The following is a 17,863-nucleotide window of genomic DNA, read 5'->3' as shown; positions in this document are numbered from 1 at the left end:
AGGCCTATCGAACGATCGGGCCGGCCGGCGTGCGGGTAAGCACTTCGGCGCCCGCATCGGTCAACAGCACCGTGTTGGAAACGAAGTCATCGCCGCGACCGGTGCCCATCAGCCATGACAGGATGTGGAAGCTCATCCCGGTCTCGATCTCGAGGTCGGAATCGTGCCTCAAGCCCGTCACCGAATTGCCGCCGGTCCATGATGGCGGCTGGCCGGCGCCGACCAGGTAACCGCAGTGATGGCGGCGATAGTGGGAAAGACCGGACTCGTCGACGACAGCCTGCCAGGCGGCGTAGACATCGCGCGCCTTGGCGCCCGGCCGCAACGCCTCGACGACCGCGTTGAACGCCTTGGCGGTCACTTCCGCCATTGCGGCGTCTTCGTCGCTGATGTGGCCGATGCGAACGAGCCGGCCGAGCGGGGCGTGGTAGCGCGAGATGCACCCGGACAATTCGACAAAGACCGGCTCGCCCTTGCGGTAGATCCCGTCGCCCCAGGTCGTGTGCTCTTCACCCAGGCGCGCGGCTGGGCGGATGAACGGTCCGAAGCCCGGCGCATGACCGCCTGCGCGGATCATTGCCGCAACACATTGGGCGGCGACCTCCTGTTCGGAAGCGCCATCGGAGATCGCGGCGATCGCGGCACCGGCGGCGGCGTCCGTCACCTTGGCGGCTCGACGCATCAGCGCCTGTTCCTCGGCGCTCTTCACCCACCGCATCTTGTCGATCAGACCGGAGACATCGCTCCATTTGGCGTCCGCCTGCGTCTGGAACGCAACGGCAAGCCCATGGCTGAGGCCAGCCGTCCAGTATTCGAGGCCGATCCGCTTGCCGGACAGGCCGAGCTCCACAAGTACCCGCGCGGCAAGCTCGGCCGCCGTTTCGCTGTCGGAATGGCCACGGAATTCCGCTGCCTTCACCTGCTTCTCGATCGTCACCTTCTCCATCGAGCGGGTGACCAGAACAGGTTTTCCCCGGAGCGGGACGATCAGCAGGTGAGGGGCAAAATACCCCCAGTGATCGAGCCCGGTGAGATAGAAGACGTTCTCCGGCGAGGCGAAGACCGCCGCATCGAGCTCGCGCTCAACCAGTGCAGTACGGACCTTTGCCAGGCGGCCGGCGATTTCGGCTTCGGAAAACGGATTGCGGTCCATCGGGCGTCCTCGTGCTTGTTGCCGGGTTGGTGGCGGGCATGGTTCTTTTCGGCAGCCGGTTTCCCGGCCACCATGTCAGTCGATGACGATGAGTTCGCGCGCCACATCGCAGAGGCGTTCGCCGCCGCGTTCCGTGACGACGAACGATTCCGAGATGGCGATGCCGAAATCGTCGAGCCAGACGCCGGCCATGAAATGGAAGCACATCCCAGGCTGCATCTCGGTGGTGTCGCCGGGACGAAGGCTTGCGGTGCGTTCACCCCAATCGGGCGGGTATGCGAGCCCGACCGGATAGCCGACGCGGCTTTCCTTCTTCAGCCCGTTCTTCCTCAACACTGCCTGCCAGGCGGCTTCCACCTCCTCGGCGGTGTAGCCGGGGCGCGCCTTCTCGAGGCCAGCGTCGACGCCCTCGACGATCGCCTTGGCCATGTCGAGGATGGCTTGCGGCGGCTTTCCGAAATGTACCGTCCGGGTCAGCGCCGCATGATAGCGGCGGCGCACGCCGGCGATCTCCAGAATGGCGAGGCCGCTGTCCGGCAGCGGCGCGTCGGACCACGTCAGATGCGGCGTGCTGGTGCCCTCGCCAACGGGCATCAGCGGACAGATCGCGGCATAGTCGCCGCCCGCTCCGGGCACCCCCATGATCTGCGCGTGATAGATTTCGGCAATGACATGGTTCTGAGGCACACCGGGCCGCATTTTCTCGATGGCGCGGTTCATGGCATGCGTGCAGATCGCACCCGCCTCGCGGATCAGCACCAGCTCGGCCTCGGATTTGACCAGCCGCGCCCAGTTGACGAGATCGTGGTTGTTGGCGAAGTGCGCGTCGGGCAGCCCTTGGACCAGATGGGCGTGGCAGCGCGCCGTATAATAATGCGCGTCCATCTCGACGCCGATGCGGGCTTTTCCCCAACCACGCGACCGGATCAGTTGGGCGAGTTCGTCATAAGGGTGCTCGACGGGCTGTTGCACCAGCCGTTCCGAGAACGGCATGATGTTTTTCTCCGGCAGGCCGGTGGTTAGGCGTGCGCTCTTGGCATCCTGCGACCTACCGAACCAGATCGGCCGGTCCTCCTCCAGATGGACGAGCACGCACTGCGGAACGTAGAACGACCATCCGTCATAGCCGGTCAGCCAGCACATGTTGGCGGGATCCTGACAAACGATGAGATCGAAGCCGGCTTTTTGCATACGTGTCTTCACGCCGGCGAGGCGCTGCCCATACTCCGCTTGCGTGAATGTCCCGAAGCCGTTCGCGGTCGCCACCGAAATCCTGCCTTCCAGGTACGCCGTTTGCCTTTTGTAAATGGCAACTAGGCCAAATTGTGCACAACTCGACGTCAATTTGCTGGCTAACTGCGAATTGTCGCCGAATTTTCATGGTTTTTATATCTCTGCTTGCGAAATGTCTAGGGCAGTTGTATACGTCTGATCAAGCAGGCGTCGACCTCGAAGAAGGCCGCGCCCTGGGAACCATCCACAGTTGTCCAATGGGAGAAAAGCATGCTCAAATCATCGATATCGCGCCGTATGGTCGTGAAGGCGGCTGCCTGCATCGCGCTCGCCGCGACGTCATTGACGTCGTTGTCCGCTCACGCGGAAACCACCCTCGAACGGGCCAAGAAGGACGGCTACATCCGCGTCGGTTTCGCCAACGAGGCGCCGTTCGGTTACGCCACGCCAGACGGCAAGCTGACCGGCGAGGCCCCTGAAGTCGCCAAGGCGGTGCTCGCCAAGATGGGCATATCGCAGGTCGACGGTGTTTTGACCGAATTCGGCTCGCTCATTCCGGGTCTCAAGGCCGGCCGCTTCGACATCATCGCCGCCGGCATGTTCATCACTCCGAAGCGCTGCGCCGAGATCAACTACTCCGAGCCGTCCTACGGCATCGGCGAGGCTATGCTGGTGGCAAAAAGCAATCCGAAAGGCATCAAGGATTTTTCCAGCATCAAGGACAATCCGGATCTCAAGCTTGCCGTGATGGCCGGCGCCGTTGAAGGCGGCTTCGCCAAGGAAGCGGGCGTTGCCGATGGGCAGATCGTCTCCTTGCCTGACCAGTCCAGCCTGGTCGCCGCCGTCCAGTCGGGCCGCGCCGACGCTGCCGCGCTGACCGCTCTTTCGATCGCCGACATGGCCAAGAAAGCCGACGGTGTCGAATCGACCAAGCCCTTCGGCGAGGTTGCCGGCAAGTCGGTGAAAGGCCATGGCGGCTTCGGCTTCCGCAAGGAAGACACCGACCTGCAGGAGGCGTTCAACGCCGAACTGAAGAAGTTCCTCGGTTCGCCGGAGCATATCGCGCTGGTCGAGCCACTCGGCTTCGGCAAGGACTATCTCCCCAACAAGACCACCGCAGAGCTCTGCGCGGGCAAATAGGCTCCCAACTGCTGGCGGCGCGAAAGCGCCGCCCTTTTCCTTCGGGGAATCGCATGGGTATCCGTACGCTCGTTGCCATGCTGGTCATCGCGCTTGTCGTGATCGGTGCCTTGGCAACACAGGAATCATATCAAGTGTTTATGCCGGGGCTGCTGCAAGGCGCGGTCCTGACAATCGAGATCGCCGTCCTCGGCAGCCTGCTCGCAATTATCATGGGCGTGCTTGCAGCACTTGCAAGGATGTATGGCCCGACGCCGCTCAGATGGCTGGCCACGGTTTACGTCGAGATCTTCCGCGGAACGTCGGCACTGGTGCAATTGTTCTGGCTGTTTTTCGTGCTCCCGCAATTCGGCGTCACGATCAACGCGTTCGTGGTGGCGGTGCTCGCGCTCGGCCTGAATGTCGGCGCTTACGGATCGGAGTGCGTGCGCGGCGCGATCCAGTCCGTCGCCCGCGGCCAGTGGGAAGCGTGTACTGCATTGAACATGAGCCGCCCGCAGATGTTGCGTCGGATCATCCTGCCGCAGGCCTTTGTCGCGATGATCCCACCCTGGGGTAATCTGTTCATCGAGCTTCTGAAATCGACGGCGCTGGTCTCGCTGATCACGCTTTCGGACCTCGCCTTCAAGGCGCAGCAAATGAACCAGAACACGTTCAAGACCATTCCGATCTTCACCCTCGTTCTTTTGATGTACCTGGCAATGTCGCTGGTTGTGACCATCGGCATGCGGCTTCTTGAAAGGCGGGCGTCGCTCGGACTGGCGCGGGGGAAGGCGGCATGATCTGGGATTGGGGATTTGCCCTGGAAATCCTGCCGGTGCTTGCTCGCGCCGCCGTCATTTCCATCGAAGCGACGCTGATCGGCTTTGCGCTTGCCGCCTCGCTCGGCCTGGTGCTGGCCGTTGTCCGCATCGCCGTGCCATGGACCAGCTGGACGATTTCGGTGCTGGTCGAGCTGATCCGCTCGACCCCGCTGCTCATCCAGATATTCTTTCTCTATTTCGTCTTTCCGAAATTCGGTGTCGTGCTCGACGCTTTCACCGCCGGGGTGCTGGCCATCGGCATCCACTACGCCGCCTATTGCTCCGAGGTTTATCGCGCCGGATTCGACAACATCCACCGCGGCCAGTGGGAAGCCTCGATCGCGCTCAATCTTTCGTCCTGGACGACGTTCCGCGACATCATCATTCCGCAGGCGGTCCCGCCGATCGTTCCGGCGCTCGGCAATTATCTGGTGGCCTTGTTCAAGGAAACGCCGTTGCTTTCCGCAATCGCCGTGATGGAACTGATGCAGACCGCCAAGATCATCGGCTCCGAAACGTTCCGCTACACCGAGCCGATCACGCTGGTCGGCCTGTTTTTCCTTGCCATGAGCCTGGTTTCGGCGGCGCTCATCCGCTCCCTCGAAGGGCTGCTCAACCGGAGGACCACCCGATGACTGAACAACCGATGGTCCGCTTCGACAATGTATCGAAACGCTACGGCACGTTAACCGTTCTCGACGGGCTCAATCTCGAAATAGCGCGCGGCGAAAAAGTCTCGGTCATCGGTCCGTCGGGTTCGGGCAAGACGACGGTGCTGCGCATGCTGATGACGCTGGAGACGATCAATGACGGCGTCATCTGGGTCGAAGGCGAGCCGCTGACCCATATGGAGAGGAACGGCAAGCTTGTTCCCGCCGATCTCGCCCACATCCGCAAGATCCGCGCCAAGATCGGCATGGTGTTCCAGTCGTTCAACCTGTTTCCGCATATGACGGCGATGCAGAACTGCATCGAGGCGCCGATAACGGTGCTCGGAATGAAGCGGGCGGACGCCGAGGCACGAGCGGCCGAGCTGCTGGAGCTGGTCGGTCTGGCCCAGAAGAAGGACCACTATCCGTCACAGCTTTCTGGTGGCCAGCAGCAGCGCGTCGCCATCGCCAGGGCGCTGGCCATGCGGCCCAAGATCATGCTGTTCGACGAGGTGACGTCTGCGCTCGACCCGGAGCTTGTCGGCGAAGTGCTGCAGGTGATAAGGCAGATCGGGCGCGAGCATGATCTAACCATGCTGATGGTCACCCATCAGATGGGCTTCGCCAAGGAGTTTTCCGACCGCGTTTGCTTCTTCTATCAAGGCAAGATCTGCGAGCAGGGGCCGCCAAGCGAACTGTTTGGTGCTCCCAAGAACGAGCGGACACGGCAATTCCTGCACGCTGTCCTGGAGGCTGGGTGACGATCGAGACAGAGGCCAAGCCGCCCACGACGGTGACCGCCGCGCCGCCGCGCCCGCTCTCCGCGCGGGAGCGGTTCGAGCGCATCTACCGGATATTGCGTGACCGCATCTGCCTGCTCGATTATGCGCCGGGAAGCCACCTGTCCGAGGAAGAACTTGCCCAGGAATTCGAGATCAGCCGCACGCCGGTCCGGCGCGTGCTGGCGCGCCTTGAATCCGAGGGTCTGGTTCAATCCGTCCACGGCGTCGGCACGATCGTCACCGACGTCGACATCGAGGAATTGCAGCAGGTCTATCATCTGCGCCTGGAGCTGGCGCTCCTCGTCGGCAAGCTTTCGCCGATCCCGCGCACGGCGGACGACCTCGACCGGATACGGGCGCTCATCGCGCGCTGCGATTCCGACATACTCAATCCCGACCAGCGCGCTTTCCTGCGCCTCAACATGGATTTTTTCTACGAGCTCACGGCGATGACCGGCAACCAGCCACTGCGCGAGATCAGCGAGCGCCTGTATTTTCAGGTCGCGCGCGTCGTCCTGAAGCTGATGCCGCAATTGGGCCTCGTCGAGGAATTCACCGCGTTCCGCCGCGAAATGGAAGAGGTCCTTGCCGCGGCCGAAATCGGCGACTGGGAGTCCATCGGGCACATAAGGCGGGCGCATATCTCGATGAGCTTCCGCCGCATGATGCGCCATGCAGGCGAGGCGAATCTGGATAGAGCTACATAATCAGCCCCGTAAGATTGTGCTAGTGGACTGCCGTCGAACTGGCTTCGTTTGCCAGGGAAAGCAGGCCGCCCGCCCCGATCCCGACAGAATTTGCCAGCACCGGGAATGACCAGAACGGCCCGATCCTGCAGGCCCATACCTGCCCTCAGAGAGCGTCCTCATTCGGTATGTTGGCGGGGTTCCAGACGACCTCCCACAGGTGTCCGTTCGGATCGCGGAAGTATCCGGCATACCCGCCAAAGAATGTGTCCCGAGCAGGCTTGATGATCTCGGCTTCGGCGCGAGCGGCCTCATCCATCACTTGATCGACTTCTTCGCGGCGCACAACGTTGTGGCCGATTGTGAACGAGGTCGAGCTGATCGGCGCCTTGGGCAGGCCGGTGTCGCAGGCGAGGTCGTCCTGAGCCCAGATCGCGAGCTTCAACCCGCCGGACAGCGTGAAGAACGCGACGGCGCCATGCTCGAACTCGCGGCCGATGATCCCTTCCGTCGGCAAGCCGAAACCGTCGCGGTAGAACGCGAGAGAACTCTCGAGGTTGGCGACAGCGATAGTCAAAACCGAAATGCGCGGTTTCATGGCAGTCTCCTGTGGTTGTCGGAGACACCAGGATAAAGTCGGGCGACAGTGAAGACTTGAACAAAACGGCCAATGAAGAGCGCGACGTGGTTTCACCCGTTCTGCAGCAGGTGATGAATCTGTCGCGGGGTGCTTCCCGTCAGGCGGCGGCTCTCGCGGACAAGATGCGCCTGGTCGGAATAGCCCGCCTCGGCTGCCAGGATGGCCGTAGCGCTGTTCGATTGGCTCGAAAGCCGCAGAAAGCGCTGGTAGCGGAGGATACGGTCAAGCGTCTTGGGGCCATAGCCGAAGCTCTCGTCGAAGCGCCGGCGCAACGTTCTTTCGCTCATCTCGAGCGCGCGCATCAACCAGGGGACGAGAGGCGCGTCGGGTGGCGGCCCGCGCTCGATCAAGCGATATGCCGCCTGCATGGGAACGTCTGTCGCGTGGGAGGCCATTTCCTCGGCGACGACCTGTTCGAGCGAACAGGCGAGATCCTCGAGATTGTCACCAGCGCGCACGCGGCTGGCGAGGCGCCGGGCTCGCGCTCCCCATAAATCGTCGAGGGACAGCCTCTGGCCGACAAGCTCGATTTGCGGCACGCCGAGCCATGCCGCCGCCGTGGCAGGATAAAAGCGCAAGCCGATCACGACCTCGTCTGCCGCCAGAACCTCGGTCTGCGGCTCCTTGTCGGGGCCGGCAACTCGGAAGCTGCCTCCGATCCATTGCAGATCGATCGTTGCGTCGGGCATGACGACGATTGGCGGTGCGCCCGCCGGGTCCATTCGATGCACCCACACCGAAGCAAAGCATCCGCGAAGCCGCGCCGACGGTGGACGTTGCTGAAATGAACCCGTTGCCTGCGCTGGGACGGGATCGCTCATCTCGCTCCTCTTCGGATTACCGGCGGTGAACCTACGACGCAGTGGCTGCGCCCGCCGTCGCTCGAGACAAGAATCTGCACGACCGACAACGTCTGCCAATCGAGAACGGTTGCAAGAATCGGTTGTTTTCTTCCGGCCGGAAGGAAGAGGGCAGGTGAGGGGTGATGCTACGTGCATCGCCATCGGCAGCGCCGTGTGCGGCTCATACGGCGATGGCCGTTTCGTTCAATCCGGCAAGCGAGATGCGTGCTTATCTTTCGGCGTCGTACATCACACGAGAGGTATGCATCATGAGCAACAACAACGATCAACGGATCGACTACGTCGAATTCAACGTGAAAGACATTCAGCGGTCACGCGACTTCTACGGAAAGGCCTTCGGCTGGACCTTCACTGACTACGGCCCGCAATATTGCGAGTTCAACGACGGGCGCTTGTCAGGTGGCTTCGCCGCTGGCCCAGCGAGGTCCGGAGGAGGCCCGCTCGTCATCCTCTATGCAGATGATTTGCCGGGAACGGTCAAGCGGGTCGAGCAGGCGGGAGGCAAGATCGTCAAGCCGATCTATGGATTCCCGGGCGGCAGGCGCTTCCATTTCGCGGACCCGGATGGTTACGAGCTTGCGGTTTACACCGAGGACGGCAGCAAGGAATGATCGCGTTCTTCCACCACCTCGGATTGGTTTTTGCTCGGCGGCGTCTTTATCTGGGCGGGCGCCGGGCATTTTCCTCAGATTCCGGGCGATTGTAGCGTCCCTGGCCGAGCGGCCTTTCCTGCTCCCAGGCCTCTTCTCGCGGCCGGATCGGTGCTGGAGATCCCAGGCGGCTTTTGCCTCGCAACGGGCCTTGGTGGGCCCTTTCCCGCCGCGGCATTGGCCGTATTCACCATTGCAGCGTCCTTCATGGCGCTCAATTTCTGGCGCTACAGCGGCGATGAACGCGAAGCCCTTCGTACCGTCTTCACCATCAATGTCGCCGTCTTGGGCGGATTGATTGTCGCCGCGACCAGTAGCCTGTGACGTCGTTTCGGGGCGGCGGCTTCGTCTTCATCTGCCATCAGCCGCTGGTCGTTGGCGATCCGGCGTCTTTGCAGCATTCGCCTATCGCTGCCAGAAGGGCAGCTTCGCGATCTCTTCCTCGGCCTGTCGTCTCGTCAGACCGATATCGTCGATCAGATGGGGATTGGTCTCCGCCAATCGCTTGAGGTCCCAGCGAAAGCGTGTCGGCTCGCGCCCGGCCGCGATAATGCTTCGCAGCGTCGTCAGGCTGTAGCGCCGACGCGACGCTTCCGCCGGCCGCGCTGCCTGAAGCGGGGCCGAGGCAAGGGTGGGAATATCGCTCATGGCAACCTCCATATGGTTTGAGGGGGCCCTTACGGTTTGGGGGGGCCTCGTCCTGAAAGAGGCTGAATTCTGCAGGATACGACCGGCGTCGTAATTAAGATCTCCCAAATAGTTCTCAAAACTTCCAAACGGGCTATAGATGCGCCGTATGCAGGGACCGCGCTTTGCCTTTGGTCCGTTCGTGCTTGATCCGGGTGCGGGAACGCCGCAAGCAGCTTTAGTCCGCGGTAGCTGACGGCAACGGGGACATCGTTCCGAAGGAGCGCTTCGATCGCAGCCTGGAAGATATTTTTGCCGTTCAGGACGAGGTCACCGGCAAGATCGTCGAGGCGTTACTCGGCCGGCTGCGTGCACCGTCGCCGCGCAATCGGCCCCAAAATCTCGAGGCCTACGATCTCTGCGTGCGGGCGCGCAAGCTGATGGATGATTCGCCGCAGACGGCGCAGGAAGCGCATCTTGATGCTGACCCGCGCGGTTTCACTCGATCCGGAATATGCCGAGGCCTATCGCTGGCTTGCCATGAACCACTGGATGGGATGGGTGCATTCCGGCGGACCAACCGACGCATCCCGTAGCGCTGGTTTGGAACTGGCGCGCAAAGCCGTGGCGATCGACCCCAACGATGCCGGCTGCCGCTGGGTTTTGGCTTACCTGCTTGCCTACGAGCGCAGCTTCGCCGAGGCGGATGCGGAATTCGCCAAGGCGATCGAGCTCGACCCGAACGAGGCCGATGCCTGGGCGGCATTGTCCGACATCGCGGTCCTGGCCGGACGGGTCGAGGAGGGTCTTGAGCACATTCGCAAGGCGTTCCGGCTGAATCCGTTTCCGGCAAGTTGGTATTATCTCGCGCTCGGCCAGGCGCAATATGCGGCCGGCGAATACGAAGCCGCTGTCGGGACACTGCGCAGGGACGAGACTTATCGTACAAGCTCACGCCGTTTCCTGGCGGCAAGCCTTGCCCAACTGGGGCGGCTCGACGAGGCGCGCGCAGAGGTCGAACTGTTCCTCGTCGGCAACCCGCATTTCACAACCCGCCACTGGGCCACGACGGAGCCATTCCGCGACGCTGCGGCGCTTGAGCATTTCGTCGATGGCTTCCGCAAGGCCGGCCTTCCGGAGTGACGCGCGCCGGCGCCTTCGCACCGTTCGTGCAACCTACTCCTCAAAGCGACCCGAGGCGTCACGATCGCGCTCGTATCGTCTGGTGAGCGGAAACGGCGGCAACCAGGACTCGCGACGAATGATCCAGCTTTCGTAGGTTGGCATCAGCTGGTCAGGCGCATCCAGGGATCCCAGGTTCACTTCGATTTCGTCGGCGGTGCGTCCGAAAATGGACGAGCCGCAGCGGGGACAGAAAAACCGCCCGGCGTAGTCGCGTGTTTCGCCGTCGATCGTCACCGCATCCTCAGGAAAAATCGCGGAAGCGTGAAAAAGGGCGCCATGGTGCTTGCGGCAGTCAAGACAGTGACAAAGGCCGACCCGGTATGGGCGCCCCGACGCGATAATTCGAACGTTGCCGCACAGGCAACCGCCGGTGATTCGGTCCATGCTGCGTCTCCTCCAAAATCAAGCCGCCGGAATGGTTACAACGACCGGCACTGTTGTTGCAATCGCCGCGCCGGGGGCGGGGACACGTCGTTCTTCCGTGGCGATGACATTGCAGCCGCCTGTCTATGCCTTGCGCGAGCTTGCCGCCGAAAATAGGCTTTGGTTTGTTATATGGAACGAAACGGCGCGTTCCATTGTGCCGCCAACTCGGCGGCCGAGGCGATCTTGATGCCGCAGTCGGCGAGTATGCGTGCGACGGTCGCTACCGGTTCGGCGTTGGACGAGGCTATGCTGCCGTCCGGAAGGAAAAGATTGTTTTCGAACCCGACCCGGACATGACCGCCGAGCAGTGCCGCGGCCGTCACACACGCCCCTTCGTTGCGGCCGAAGGCGCAGACGCTCCAATGATCGAAGCGCGGCATGTTCGCCGCGAGGAATGGCAGGAGATCGGCAGGAACGGACGTCTGTCCCGGCGTGTAGCGGCCCAGCACGTAGAGAACCGGTATGCTTGCCCAGGGGATCAGTCCGCGTTGCTGCATATCCGAAAGCCTGACAGCCTCCTCGGGCGAATAGAGGATGATCTGCGGCGCCACACGCTCCTTATGCAGCCAGGCCATGAAGCGCGCGAAGGCGGGTTCCGATCCGGCATCTGGAACGATTTCGCGAAGCGCCAGGGAGACCGCTTGCGGCTTCACATCTTGTACGACGGCCATCTGTTGGACCGGCGAATAGATACCGAGCGCTTCGGAAGTGATCTGAATTAACAGCCGGTCACCGGCAGCACCGCGGATGGCCGCGATTGCCTGGCGGTAGGCGTCGGCGTCGAGCAGATGGTTGCCGCTTCTGTCGCGGACATGAACGTGGATCATAGCCGCACCGGCATCGGCGCATTCCGCGGCCGTCCGCGCCAGCTCGGCCGGTGTGAGCGGAATCGCCGGATGGTCGGCCTTGCTGCGACGCCCCCCGTTCGGCGCGACGGCTATGGCGATGCGGCCGAGACCAGTGGCCGGCTTCATGGAGACGGTTTTCGGGCGATAAGAGTCATATGAATCAATCTTTGACCATATTGAAACAGACGTTGCAATCGCCGGTCTGGCGAGCTAGCAATATCCATGGACCAGGGAGAGCTTGCTGGACAGATCATCAGTGCCTTCGACGGCATGTCGGCGCAGCTTCGGTCCGCCGCGCGGTATGTCCTTGATAAACCGTATGATGTCGCGCTGTTGTCCATGCGCGAGCAGGCCCGGCACGCAGGAGTGCAGCCGGCGACGATGACGCGGTGGCCCAGCATCTCGGCCTTGATGGCTACGAGACCGTACGCGATATTTACGCCGCCGCGATCCGGGACGGCGAAATCGGTTTCGCCGGCAAGGCGGGCCTCCAGGTGGCCAGCCAAAAGCTCAAGGGCGACCACGCGCTGGCGGCCGATATTCTGGATTCGATTTCCAGCCAGCTTTCCCATCTGGCCGAAGGTAGGTCGATCGACCGTCTGGTCGAGACGGCCAGGGCGCTGAGTGCGGCAAGGCGCGTCTATTGCCTCGGCCTGCGCTCAAGCCACGCAGTCGCCTGGCATCTGCATTACATCCTGTCGCTGATCGGCGAGAAGTCGGTGCTGCTGCACGGCATCGGCGGAACCGATGGCGACGCTCTGGCCCATGCGACCAAGGACGACGTGCTGATCGCCGCCAGCGTCCTGCCCTACACGCGCTTCACCATCGAGCTTGTCGAGTACGCTGCCGGCCGCGGCGTACCGGTCATTGCGATCACCGACAGCGGGGTAGCGCCCTTGGCGCTGCTTGGCGATCACCTAGTCGTCGTGCCGACCGGCAGCCCGTCCTTTTTCCACACCATGACGCCAGCTTTCATCGTTGCTGAGATCCTCGGTGCTCTTGTCGCAGGGCAGGCAGGCGAGGGCGCTGTTGAGTCCCTGCGACGTTTCGATGAGCAGGGCGCCGCTCTCAAGACCCATCTGAACCAACGTCCGCCGAAGAAAATGCCCATGAGGGACCGTCGATGACACACATTCTTCATCGAATCATCCACTCGATGCTGCCGGTCGCCATTCGCGGCCAAGGCATCGAACTGTTCGATGCCGAGGGCAAGTCCTATTTCGACGCGTCGGGCGGCGCGGCCGTGTCCTGTCTCGGCCACGGCCATCCCGACGTGATCGCTGCACTGCACACCCAGCTTGACCGCATCGCCTACGCCCACACCAGCTTCTTCACCACCGAGGTGGCGGAGCGCTTGGCGGATCGGCTGGTCGAGGACGCGCCGAAAGGCTTGGACCACGTCTATCTAGTCAGCGGCGGCTCGGAGGCGGTCGAGGCCGCGCTCAAGATGGCCAGGCAATATTTTGTCGAGAAAGGCGAGCCGCAACGGCGCCATCTCATCGCACGCCGGCAGAGCTATCACGGCAATACGCTCGGCGCTCTCGCCACCGGCGGCAACGAGTGGCGGCGCGCCCAGTTCAGGCCGTTGCTGATCGAGACCCACCATATCGACCCCTGTTACGCCTATCGCTATCAAAAGCATGGCGAAAGCGACGAAGCCTATGCGGCGCGCGCCGCCCAGCAGCTCGAAGACAAGATCCTCGAACTCGGCGCGGACGAGGTCATCGCCTTCGTCGCCGAGCCGGTGGTGGGTGCCACGCTCGGCGCGGTGCCGCCGGTCGCGGACTACTTCAAGCACATTCGCGCGATTTGCGACCGCTACGGCGTGCTGCTCATTCTCGACGAGGTGATGTGCGGCATGGGCCGTACCGGCACGCTGCATGCGTGCGAGCAGGACGGCATCGCTCCCGACCTGCTGACCATCGCCAAGGGACTCGGCGGTGGCTACCAGCCGATTGGCGCGGTGCTGCTCGGCCGGCATATCTTCGACGCCTTTGCCCAAGGCTCGGGCTTCTTCCAGCATGGGCATACCTATATGGGCCATCCAATGGCGGCGGCGGCCGGCCTTGCCGTGCAGGAGGTCATCCGGCGTGACGGTCTGCTCGACAACGTCAGCGCAATGGGCGCGCAGCTGGACGAACGCCTGCACCACCGCTTCGATAACCACCATAACGTCGGCGACATTCGCGGGCGGGGTCTATTTAGGGGAATCGAGCTGGTGGTTGATCGCGCCAGCAAGGAACCATTCGACCAGAGGCTTGAACTCAACGCCCGCATCAAGCGCGAAGCAATGGCCCGCGGCCTAATGATTTATCCGATGGCCGGGACGATTGACGGCGTGCGGGGCGTTCATGTGCTTGTGGCGCCGCCTTTCATTATTTCCAAACAGGATATCGATCGGATCGTCGAACGGCTCGGTGAGGCCATCGACGCTGCGATCGCTTCAGCGGCCTGACCTGCACGACGCGGACCGCCTCAACCCAGTTCCAACGCGTCATCGGCGACGGGGCCGGGACAACCACCAGAGAGGTAGCAACCATGTTTAATTCAATGAAAACCCTGATCGGCGCGGCGGCCTGCATGCTGCTGGCGCTGCCATCCGTCGCTGCCGAGCAGCACTTCGTCACGGTCGGCACCGGCGGGGTCACCGGCGTCTACTACGCTGTTGGCGGCGCCATTTGCCGACTGATGAACAAGGACCGGCAGAAAACCGGCATCCGATGCTCGACGGAGTCGACCGGCGGTTCGGTCTTCAACGTCAACTCCATCCAGACCGGCGACCTCGATTTCGGCTTGACCCAATCGGACGTCCAGTACCAGGCCTATGAGGGGACCGGAAATTTCGACGGCAAGTCGTTCAAGGATCTGCGCGCCGTGTTCTCCGTCCATCCCGAGCCGTTTACCGTGCTAGCGCGGCCGGACGCCGGCGTCACCAAATTCGAGGACTTCAAAGGCAAACGCTTCAACGTCGGCAATCCCGGGTCAGGCACCCGCTCGTCCATGGAGGAGTTGCTCAAGCAGATGGGCTGGACGCTCGGCGATTTCTCGCTTGCCGCGGAGCTGAAGGCGGACGAGCAGGGCAGCGCGCTGTGCGACAACAAGATCGACGGTTTCTTCTACGGCGTCGGTCATCCTTCCGCCGCGATCCAGGATCCGACCACGGCCTGTGGCGCCAAACTCATCCCGCTGACCGGTCCGGCAGTGGACGCGCTGTTGGCAGCTCATCCGTACTATTCAGTCGCCACCATCAAGGGCGGCATGTACGCCAACAATCCGGACGACGTGACGACATTCGGCGTCCGCGCGACAGTGGTGACGAATGCCAGCACGCCCGATGAGGTGGTCTACGAACTGGTGAAGTCGGTCTTCGAAAATTTCGACGACTTCAAGAAACTGCATCCGGCTTTCGCCAATCTCGATCCCAAGGAGATGATCAAGACCGGTCTGTCGGCGCCAATGCATCCGGGCGCGGAGCGCTATTACAAGGAGAAGGGCTGGCTCTGAGGCCTTCAATGCGAGGCGCCACAGGCGCCTCGCATCGCAAATAATTGTGGGGAACGATGACAGATCAAAGCCAGCGGGCGGCAGGGCCTGACCAACCCGTTATCGGCATTGACAAGCTTAGCGAGATCGTCGCCGAAGCCGACACCGGTGGGCGCAAGCCGACCGGCCGCACCGCGAAGCTGATCCTCGGCGTATCGCTGGCATGGTCGCTGTTCCAGCTCTGGTATGCCTCGCCCCTTCCGTTCATGCTCAATTTTGGTGTCGTCAGCGACGGCATCGCCCGCTCCATCCATCTGGCCTTCGCCCTGTTTCTGGCGATGCTGACGTTTCCGGCCTTCAAGACCTCGTCGCGCAGCCGGGTGCCGCTGCCCGACTGGGTGCTAGGCATCGCCGGGGCGGCGTCCGCCCTCTATCTGTTGGTCTTTTACAGCGATATCGCCCATCGGCCGGGCCTTCCTACTACGGCTGACCTGGTCGTCTCGATCGCCGGCGTCCTCATCCTGCTCGAGGCCGCCCGTCGCGCCGTCGGGCCTGCTATCACCGTCATCGCGGCGATCATGCTGATCTATATCTTCGCCGGGCCTCACCTACCTGGCCTGCTCGGCCACAAGGGCGCGACGTTATCGCGCGCAGCCTCGCAGATGTGGCTGACGTCGGAGGGGGTCTTCGGTGTTGCCCTCGGTGTGTCCACCAACGTCGTCTTCATGTTCGTTCTGTTCGGAACATTGCTGGAGCGCGCCGGCGCCGGCGGCTTTTTCATCCAGCTTGCCTTCTCGCTGCTCGGCAAATACCGCGGCGGTCCGGCCAAGGCCGGTGTCGTGGCTTCCGGCCTGACCGGCATGATTTCCGGGTCGTCGATCGCCAATGTCGTGACCACCGGAACCTTCACCATCCCGCTGATGCGCCGGGTCGGATATTCTGCGGTGAAGGCGGGCGCCATCGAATGCGCGGCCGGCGTCAATGGTCAGCTGATGCCTCCGGTGATGGGCGCCGCCGCGTTCTTGATCGCGGAATATGTCGGCATCTCCTATGCCGAGGTGGTCAAGCACGCCTTCTATCCGGCGCTGCTGACCTACGGCTCGCTGTTCTACATCGTCGATATCGAGGCGATGAAGACGGGGATGAAGGGCCTGCCGTCACGCAGCACGCACTCCGCATTTCAGGGCGCGCTGCGCGGGCTGATGGGCGTATGCGGTTTCATCATCCTCGCAGGGCTTGTCTATTACGGCATTGGCTGGACGAAGATCGTTTTGGGCGCGGCCGCGACCTGGATGATCACTGCCGCGCTGATCGCCGTTTACATCGGCCTTGTCGCCTACCGGGCGCGTTATCCCGACCTGCCGCTGGAGGATCTGGAGGGCGAGATCGTCAGGATTCCCCACTTCGGCGAGACGGCGCGCACCGGCCTGCATTTTCTGCTGCCTGTGATCCTGCTGATCTGGTGCCTGATGGTGGAGGAGTTGTCGCCCGGCCTGTCGGCATTCTGGGGCGCTGTCGCCCTTATGGCGCTGATCGTCACGCAGCGGCCGCTCACCGCCTTTTTCCGCAAGGACCGCGCGCTGGCGCAGCATTGGCTTCACGGTTTCGACGATCTGGTCGGTGGGCTGTCCGCCGCCGCACGCAACATGACGACGGTCGGCATCGCCACTGCGACGGCCGGCATCATCGTCGGCACGGTTCTGCTCACGGGCATCGGGCTGGTAATGACCGAGCTGGTCGAATTCATCTCGGGCGGCAGCTTCATCGTCATGCTTTTGTTCACCGCGGTGATCTGCATCATTCTCGGCATGGGCATGCCGACCACCGCAAGCTATGTCGTCGTCGCCACCTTGATGGCGCCGGTCATCGTCGATTTGGCGGCGCAGAACGATCTCGCTGTGCCGCTGGTCGCCGTCCATATGTTCGTTTTCTATTTCGGGCTGATGGCGGACGTGACGCCGCCAGTGGGCCTGGCGGCTTATGCTGCTGCGGCAATTTCCGGCGCCGACCCGGTGAAGACCGGAATTCAGGGTTTCAAATACGAGATCCGTACCGGTCTCTTGCCGTTCATCTTCATCTTCAACACCGGGCTGCTGATGATCGATCTCGAAGGTCCGTTCGACTTCGTCGCGATGGTCGTGACATCGACACTGGCCATGGTCTCGTTTGTTGCAGCGACGCAGAATTGGATGCTCGTGCGCAACCGCTGGTACGAGACGATTGCGTTGCTTGTGGCCTGTTTCATCTTGTTCAGGCCGGGATTATTGCTCGATCAGGTGAGCGAACCGTATCGGGCAGTACCTGCCTCCCAACTCAGCCGTATCGTCGACGAGACAGCCGAGGGGGGCGCAGTTCGCTTGCGCCTGACGACACTGAACCTCAACGGCGATGAGATATCGAAGCTGGTACGTCTACAACTCGGGCCTGCAAATTCATCGGCAGAACGCCTGAAGGCCGCGGGCCTGGACGTCAGTGCGCTTGGCGATAGCATGACGATCGGCGTGGTGCGGCTGGGCAGCCAGGCGGCCAAATTCGGCCTGCAGCCCGGCGACGAAATCAACCAGGTGCTAGTCCCTGCGGAACGGACGTCGCGCTATTGGTTCGCCATTCCGGCTCTGCTGTTGCTCGGTCTCGTCGTCTGGGGCCAGAAGCGGCGAAGGCGGGCGGTTGGTCTGTAAACGTCTTGTGAGCGGA

The 17,863-nt window shown here is 62.5% G+C and carries 17 protein-coding genes and 2 pseudogenes; 12 read left to right on the top strand and 7 right to left on the bottom strand.

Translation table 11 applies throughout. The features are described from left to right. Positions 1 to 4: 4 nt before the first annotated feature. Positions 5 to 1,153, bottom strand: a complete 1,149-nt coding sequence (locus NKJ32_RS16855; protein WP_352592563.1) for a M24 family metallopeptidase — start codon at positions 1,151 to 1,153, stop codon at positions 5 to 7. Positions 1,154 to 1,228: 75 nt separating this feature from the next. Beyond that, a complete protein-coding gene (locus NKJ32_RS16850; RefSeq protein WP_352592566.1) occupies positions 1,229 to 2,419 on the bottom strand; it encodes a M24 family metallopeptidase in 1,191 nt (396 codons plus the stop codon). A 237-nt stretch (positions 2,420 to 2,656) separates the two neighbouring features. Between NKJ32_RS16850 and ehuB the strand changes: the two genes are divergently transcribed. Genes ehuB through NKJ32_RS16825 form a run of 5 tightly spaced genes read left to right on the top strand, consistent with a single transcriptional unit; the run spans position 2,657 to position 6,468 of the window. Beyond that, a complete protein-coding gene (gene ehuB, locus NKJ32_RS16845; protein ID WP_352592569.1) occupies positions 2,657 to 3,526 on the top strand; it encodes an ectoine/hydroxyectoine ABC transporter substrate-binding protein EhuB in 870 nt (289 codons plus the stop codon). Positions 3,527 to 3,579: 53 nt separating this feature from the next. Continuing rightward, a complete protein-coding gene (gene ehuC / locus NKJ32_RS16840) occupies positions 3,580 to 4,308 on the top strand; it encodes an ectoine/hydroxyectoine ABC transporter permease subunit EhuC (RefSeq protein ID WP_352592572.1) in 729 nt (242 codons plus the stop codon). After that, positions 4,305 to 4,964, top strand: coding sequence for an ectoine/hydroxyectoine ABC transporter permease subunit EhuD (gene ehuD / locus NKJ32_RS16835; RefSeq protein WP_352592574.1), 660 nt, complete (start codon positions 4,305 to 4,307; stop codon positions 4,962 to 4,964). Before ehuC ends, ehuD begins: the two co-directional genes overlap by 4 nt. Further along, positions 4,961 to 5,740, top strand: a complete 780-nt coding sequence (ehuA, locus tag NKJ32_RS16830) for an ectoine/hydroxyectoine ABC transporter ATP-binding protein EhuA (protein WP_023717024.1) — start codon at positions 4,961 to 4,963, stop codon at positions 5,738 to 5,740. The genes ehuD and ehuA overlap by 4 nt, the downstream gene beginning before the upstream one ends. Beyond that, positions 5,737 to 6,468: a GntR family transcriptional regulator gene (locus NKJ32_RS16825; protein ID WP_023674261.1), complete on the top strand. Its 732-nt coding sequence runs from the start codon at positions 5,737 to 5,739 to the stop codon at positions 6,466 to 6,468. The genes ehuA and NKJ32_RS16825 overlap by 4 nt, the downstream gene beginning before the upstream one ends. Positions 6,469 to 6,613: 145 nt before the next feature. Here NKJ32_RS16825 and NKJ32_RS16820 read toward each other — a convergent pair whose 3' ends face one another. Beyond that, positions 6,614 to 7,045 carry a VOC family protein gene (locus NKJ32_RS16820; RefSeq protein ID WP_352592577.1) on the bottom strand — a complete coding sequence of 144 codons (432 nt, stop codon included), beginning with the start codon at positions 7,043 to 7,045 and terminating at the stop codon, positions 6,614 to 6,616. A gap of 92 nt (positions 7,046 to 7,137) precedes the next feature. Further along, entirely contained in the window at positions 7,138 to 7,908 is a 771-nt protein-coding gene (locus tag NKJ32_RS16815) for a helix-turn-helix domain-containing protein (RefSeq protein ID WP_352592580.1), read from the bottom strand. Between the two features lie 287 nt (positions 7,909 to 8,195). Here NKJ32_RS16815 and NKJ32_RS16810 point away from each other — a divergent pair, with 287 nt between their 5' ends. Next, positions 8,196 to 8,561 carry a VOC family protein gene (locus tag NKJ32_RS16810; RefSeq protein ID WP_352592683.1) on the top strand — a complete coding sequence of 122 codons (366 nt, stop codon included), beginning with the start codon at positions 8,196 to 8,198 and terminating at the stop codon, positions 8,559 to 8,561. Positions 8,562 to 8,591: 30 nt separating this feature from the next. After that, positions 8,592 to 8,924 carry a DoxX family protein gene (locus NKJ32_RS16805; RefSeq protein WP_352592583.1) on the top strand — a complete coding sequence of 111 codons (333 nt, stop codon included), beginning with the start codon at positions 8,592 to 8,594 and terminating at the stop codon, positions 8,922 to 8,924. Between the two features lie 81 nt (positions 8,925 to 9,005). Here the strand turns inward: NKJ32_RS16805 and NKJ32_RS16800 are convergent, their stop codons facing one another. Further along, positions 9,006 to 9,248: a DUF1127 domain-containing protein gene (locus NKJ32_RS16800; RefSeq protein ID WP_352592586.1), complete on the bottom strand. Its 243-nt coding sequence runs from the start codon at positions 9,246 to 9,248 to the stop codon at positions 9,006 to 9,008. Positions 9,249 to 9,505: 257 nt separating this feature from the next. On the opposite strand from NKJ32_RS16800, the pseudogene NKJ32_RS16795 reads away from it, so the two are divergent. Further along, positions 9,506 to 10,370: pseudogene (locus tag NKJ32_RS16795) on the top strand (tetratricopeptide repeat protein); the annotation flags it as partial. A gap of 33 nt (positions 10,371 to 10,403) precedes the next feature. Here NKJ32_RS16795 and NKJ32_RS16790 read toward each other — a convergent pair. Next, on the bottom strand, positions 10,404 to 10,796 hold the full coding sequence (locus tag NKJ32_RS16790; RefSeq protein WP_352592589.1) for a GFA family protein: 393 nt from the start codon (positions 10,794 to 10,796) through the stop codon (positions 10,404 to 10,406). Positions 10,797 to 10,963: 167 nt separating this feature from the next. After that, positions 10,964 to 11,812: a beta-keto acid cleavage family enzyme gene (locus NKJ32_RS16785; protein ID WP_352592592.1), complete on the bottom strand. Its 849-nt coding sequence runs from the start codon at positions 11,810 to 11,812 to the stop codon at positions 10,964 to 10,966. A 96-nt stretch (positions 11,813 to 11,908) separates the two neighbouring features. Between NKJ32_RS16785 and NKJ32_RS16780 the strand changes: the two are divergent. The 4 genes and pseudogenes from NKJ32_RS16780 to NKJ32_RS16765 all read left to right on the top strand — a co-directional run bounded on the left by NKJ32_RS16780 (position 11,909) and on the right by NKJ32_RS16765 (position 17,847). Then, positions 11,909 to 12,813: pseudogene (locus NKJ32_RS16780) on the top strand (MurR/RpiR family transcriptional regulator). Continuing rightward, on the top strand, positions 12,810 to 14,141 hold the full coding sequence (locus tag NKJ32_RS16775) for an aspartate aminotransferase family protein (protein ID WP_352592595.1): 1,332 nt from the start codon (positions 12,810 to 12,812) through the stop codon (positions 14,139 to 14,141). The pseudogene NKJ32_RS16780 and the gene NKJ32_RS16775 overlap by 4 nt, the downstream one beginning before the upstream one ends. Before the next feature lie 95 nt (positions 14,142 to 14,236). After that, positions 14,237 to 15,190: a TAXI family TRAP transporter solute-binding subunit gene (locus tag NKJ32_RS16770; RefSeq protein WP_352592598.1), complete on the top strand. Its 954-nt coding sequence runs from the start codon at positions 14,237 to 14,239 to the stop codon at positions 15,188 to 15,190. 56 nt (positions 15,191 to 15,246) lie between these two features. After that, positions 15,247 to 17,847 carry a TRAP transporter permease gene (locus NKJ32_RS16765; RefSeq protein ID WP_352622856.1) on the top strand — a complete coding sequence of 867 codons (2,601 nt, stop codon included), beginning with the start codon at positions 15,247 to 15,249 and terminating at the stop codon, positions 17,845 to 17,847. Positions 17,848 to 17,863: the final 16 nt, after the last annotated feature.

The organism is Mesorhizobium sp. M0159 (assembly GCF_040322295.1).
Lineage (GTDB): Bacteria > Pseudomonadota > Alphaproteobacteria > Rhizobiales > Rhizobiaceae > Mesorhizobium.
The sequence above is the reverse complement of the archived record's forward strand: the minus strand, read 5'-3'. Positions and strand labels throughout refer to the sequence as shown.

What these genes read in the sequence shown, in the direction of transcription:
- NKJ32_RS16855 (WP_352592563.1), bottom strand. Translation starts at nt 1,153, where the DNA reads ATGGACCGCAATCCGTTTTCCGAAGCCGAAATCGCCGGCCGCCTGGCA.
- ehuB (WP_352592569.1), top strand. Translation starts at nt 2,657, where the DNA reads ATGCTCAAATCATCGATATCGCGCCGTATGGTCGTGAAGGCGGCTGCC.
- ehuC (WP_352592572.1), top strand. Translation starts at nt 3,580, where the DNA reads ATGGGTATCCGTACGCTCGTTGCCATGCTGGTCATCGCGCTTGTCGTG.
- ehuD (WP_352592574.1), top strand. Translation starts at nt 4,305, where the DNA reads ATGATCTGGGATTGGGGATTTGCCCTGGAAATCCTGCCGGTGCTTGCT.
- ehuA (WP_023717024.1), top strand. Translation starts at nt 4,961, where the DNA reads ATGACTGAACAACCGATGGTCCGCTTCGACAATGTATCGAAACGCTAC.
- NKJ32_RS16820 (WP_352592577.1), bottom strand. Translation starts at nt 7,045, where the DNA reads ATGAAACCGCGCATTTCGGTTTTGACTATCGCTGTCGCCAACCTCGAG.
- NKJ32_RS16815 (WP_352592580.1), bottom strand. Translation starts at nt 7,908, where the DNA reads ATGAGCGATCCCGTCCCAGCGCAGGCAACGGGTTCATTTCAGCAACGT.
- NKJ32_RS16800 (WP_352592586.1), bottom strand. Translation starts at nt 9,248, where the DNA reads ATGAGCGATATTCCCACCCTTGCCTCGGCCCCGCTTCAGGCAGCGCGG.
- NKJ32_RS16790 (WP_352592589.1), bottom strand. Translation starts at nt 10,796, where the DNA reads ATGGACCGAATCACCGGCGGTTGCCTGTGCGGCAACGTTCGAATTATC.
- NKJ32_RS16785 (WP_352592592.1), bottom strand. Translation starts at nt 11,812, where the DNA reads ATGAAGCCGGCCACTGGTCTCGGCCGCATCGCCATAGCCGTCGCGCCG.
- NKJ32_RS16775 (WP_352592595.1), top strand. Translation starts at nt 12,810, where the DNA reads ATGACACACATTCTTCATCGAATCATCCACTCGATGCTGCCGGTCGCC.
- NKJ32_RS16770 (WP_352592598.1), top strand. Translation starts at nt 14,237, where the DNA reads ATGAAAACCCTGATCGGCGCGGCGGCCTGCATGCTGCTGGCGCTGCCA.
- NKJ32_RS16765 (WP_352622856.1), top strand. Translation starts at nt 15,247, where the DNA reads ATGACAGATCAAAGCCAGCGGGCGGCAGGGCCTGACCAACCCGTTATC.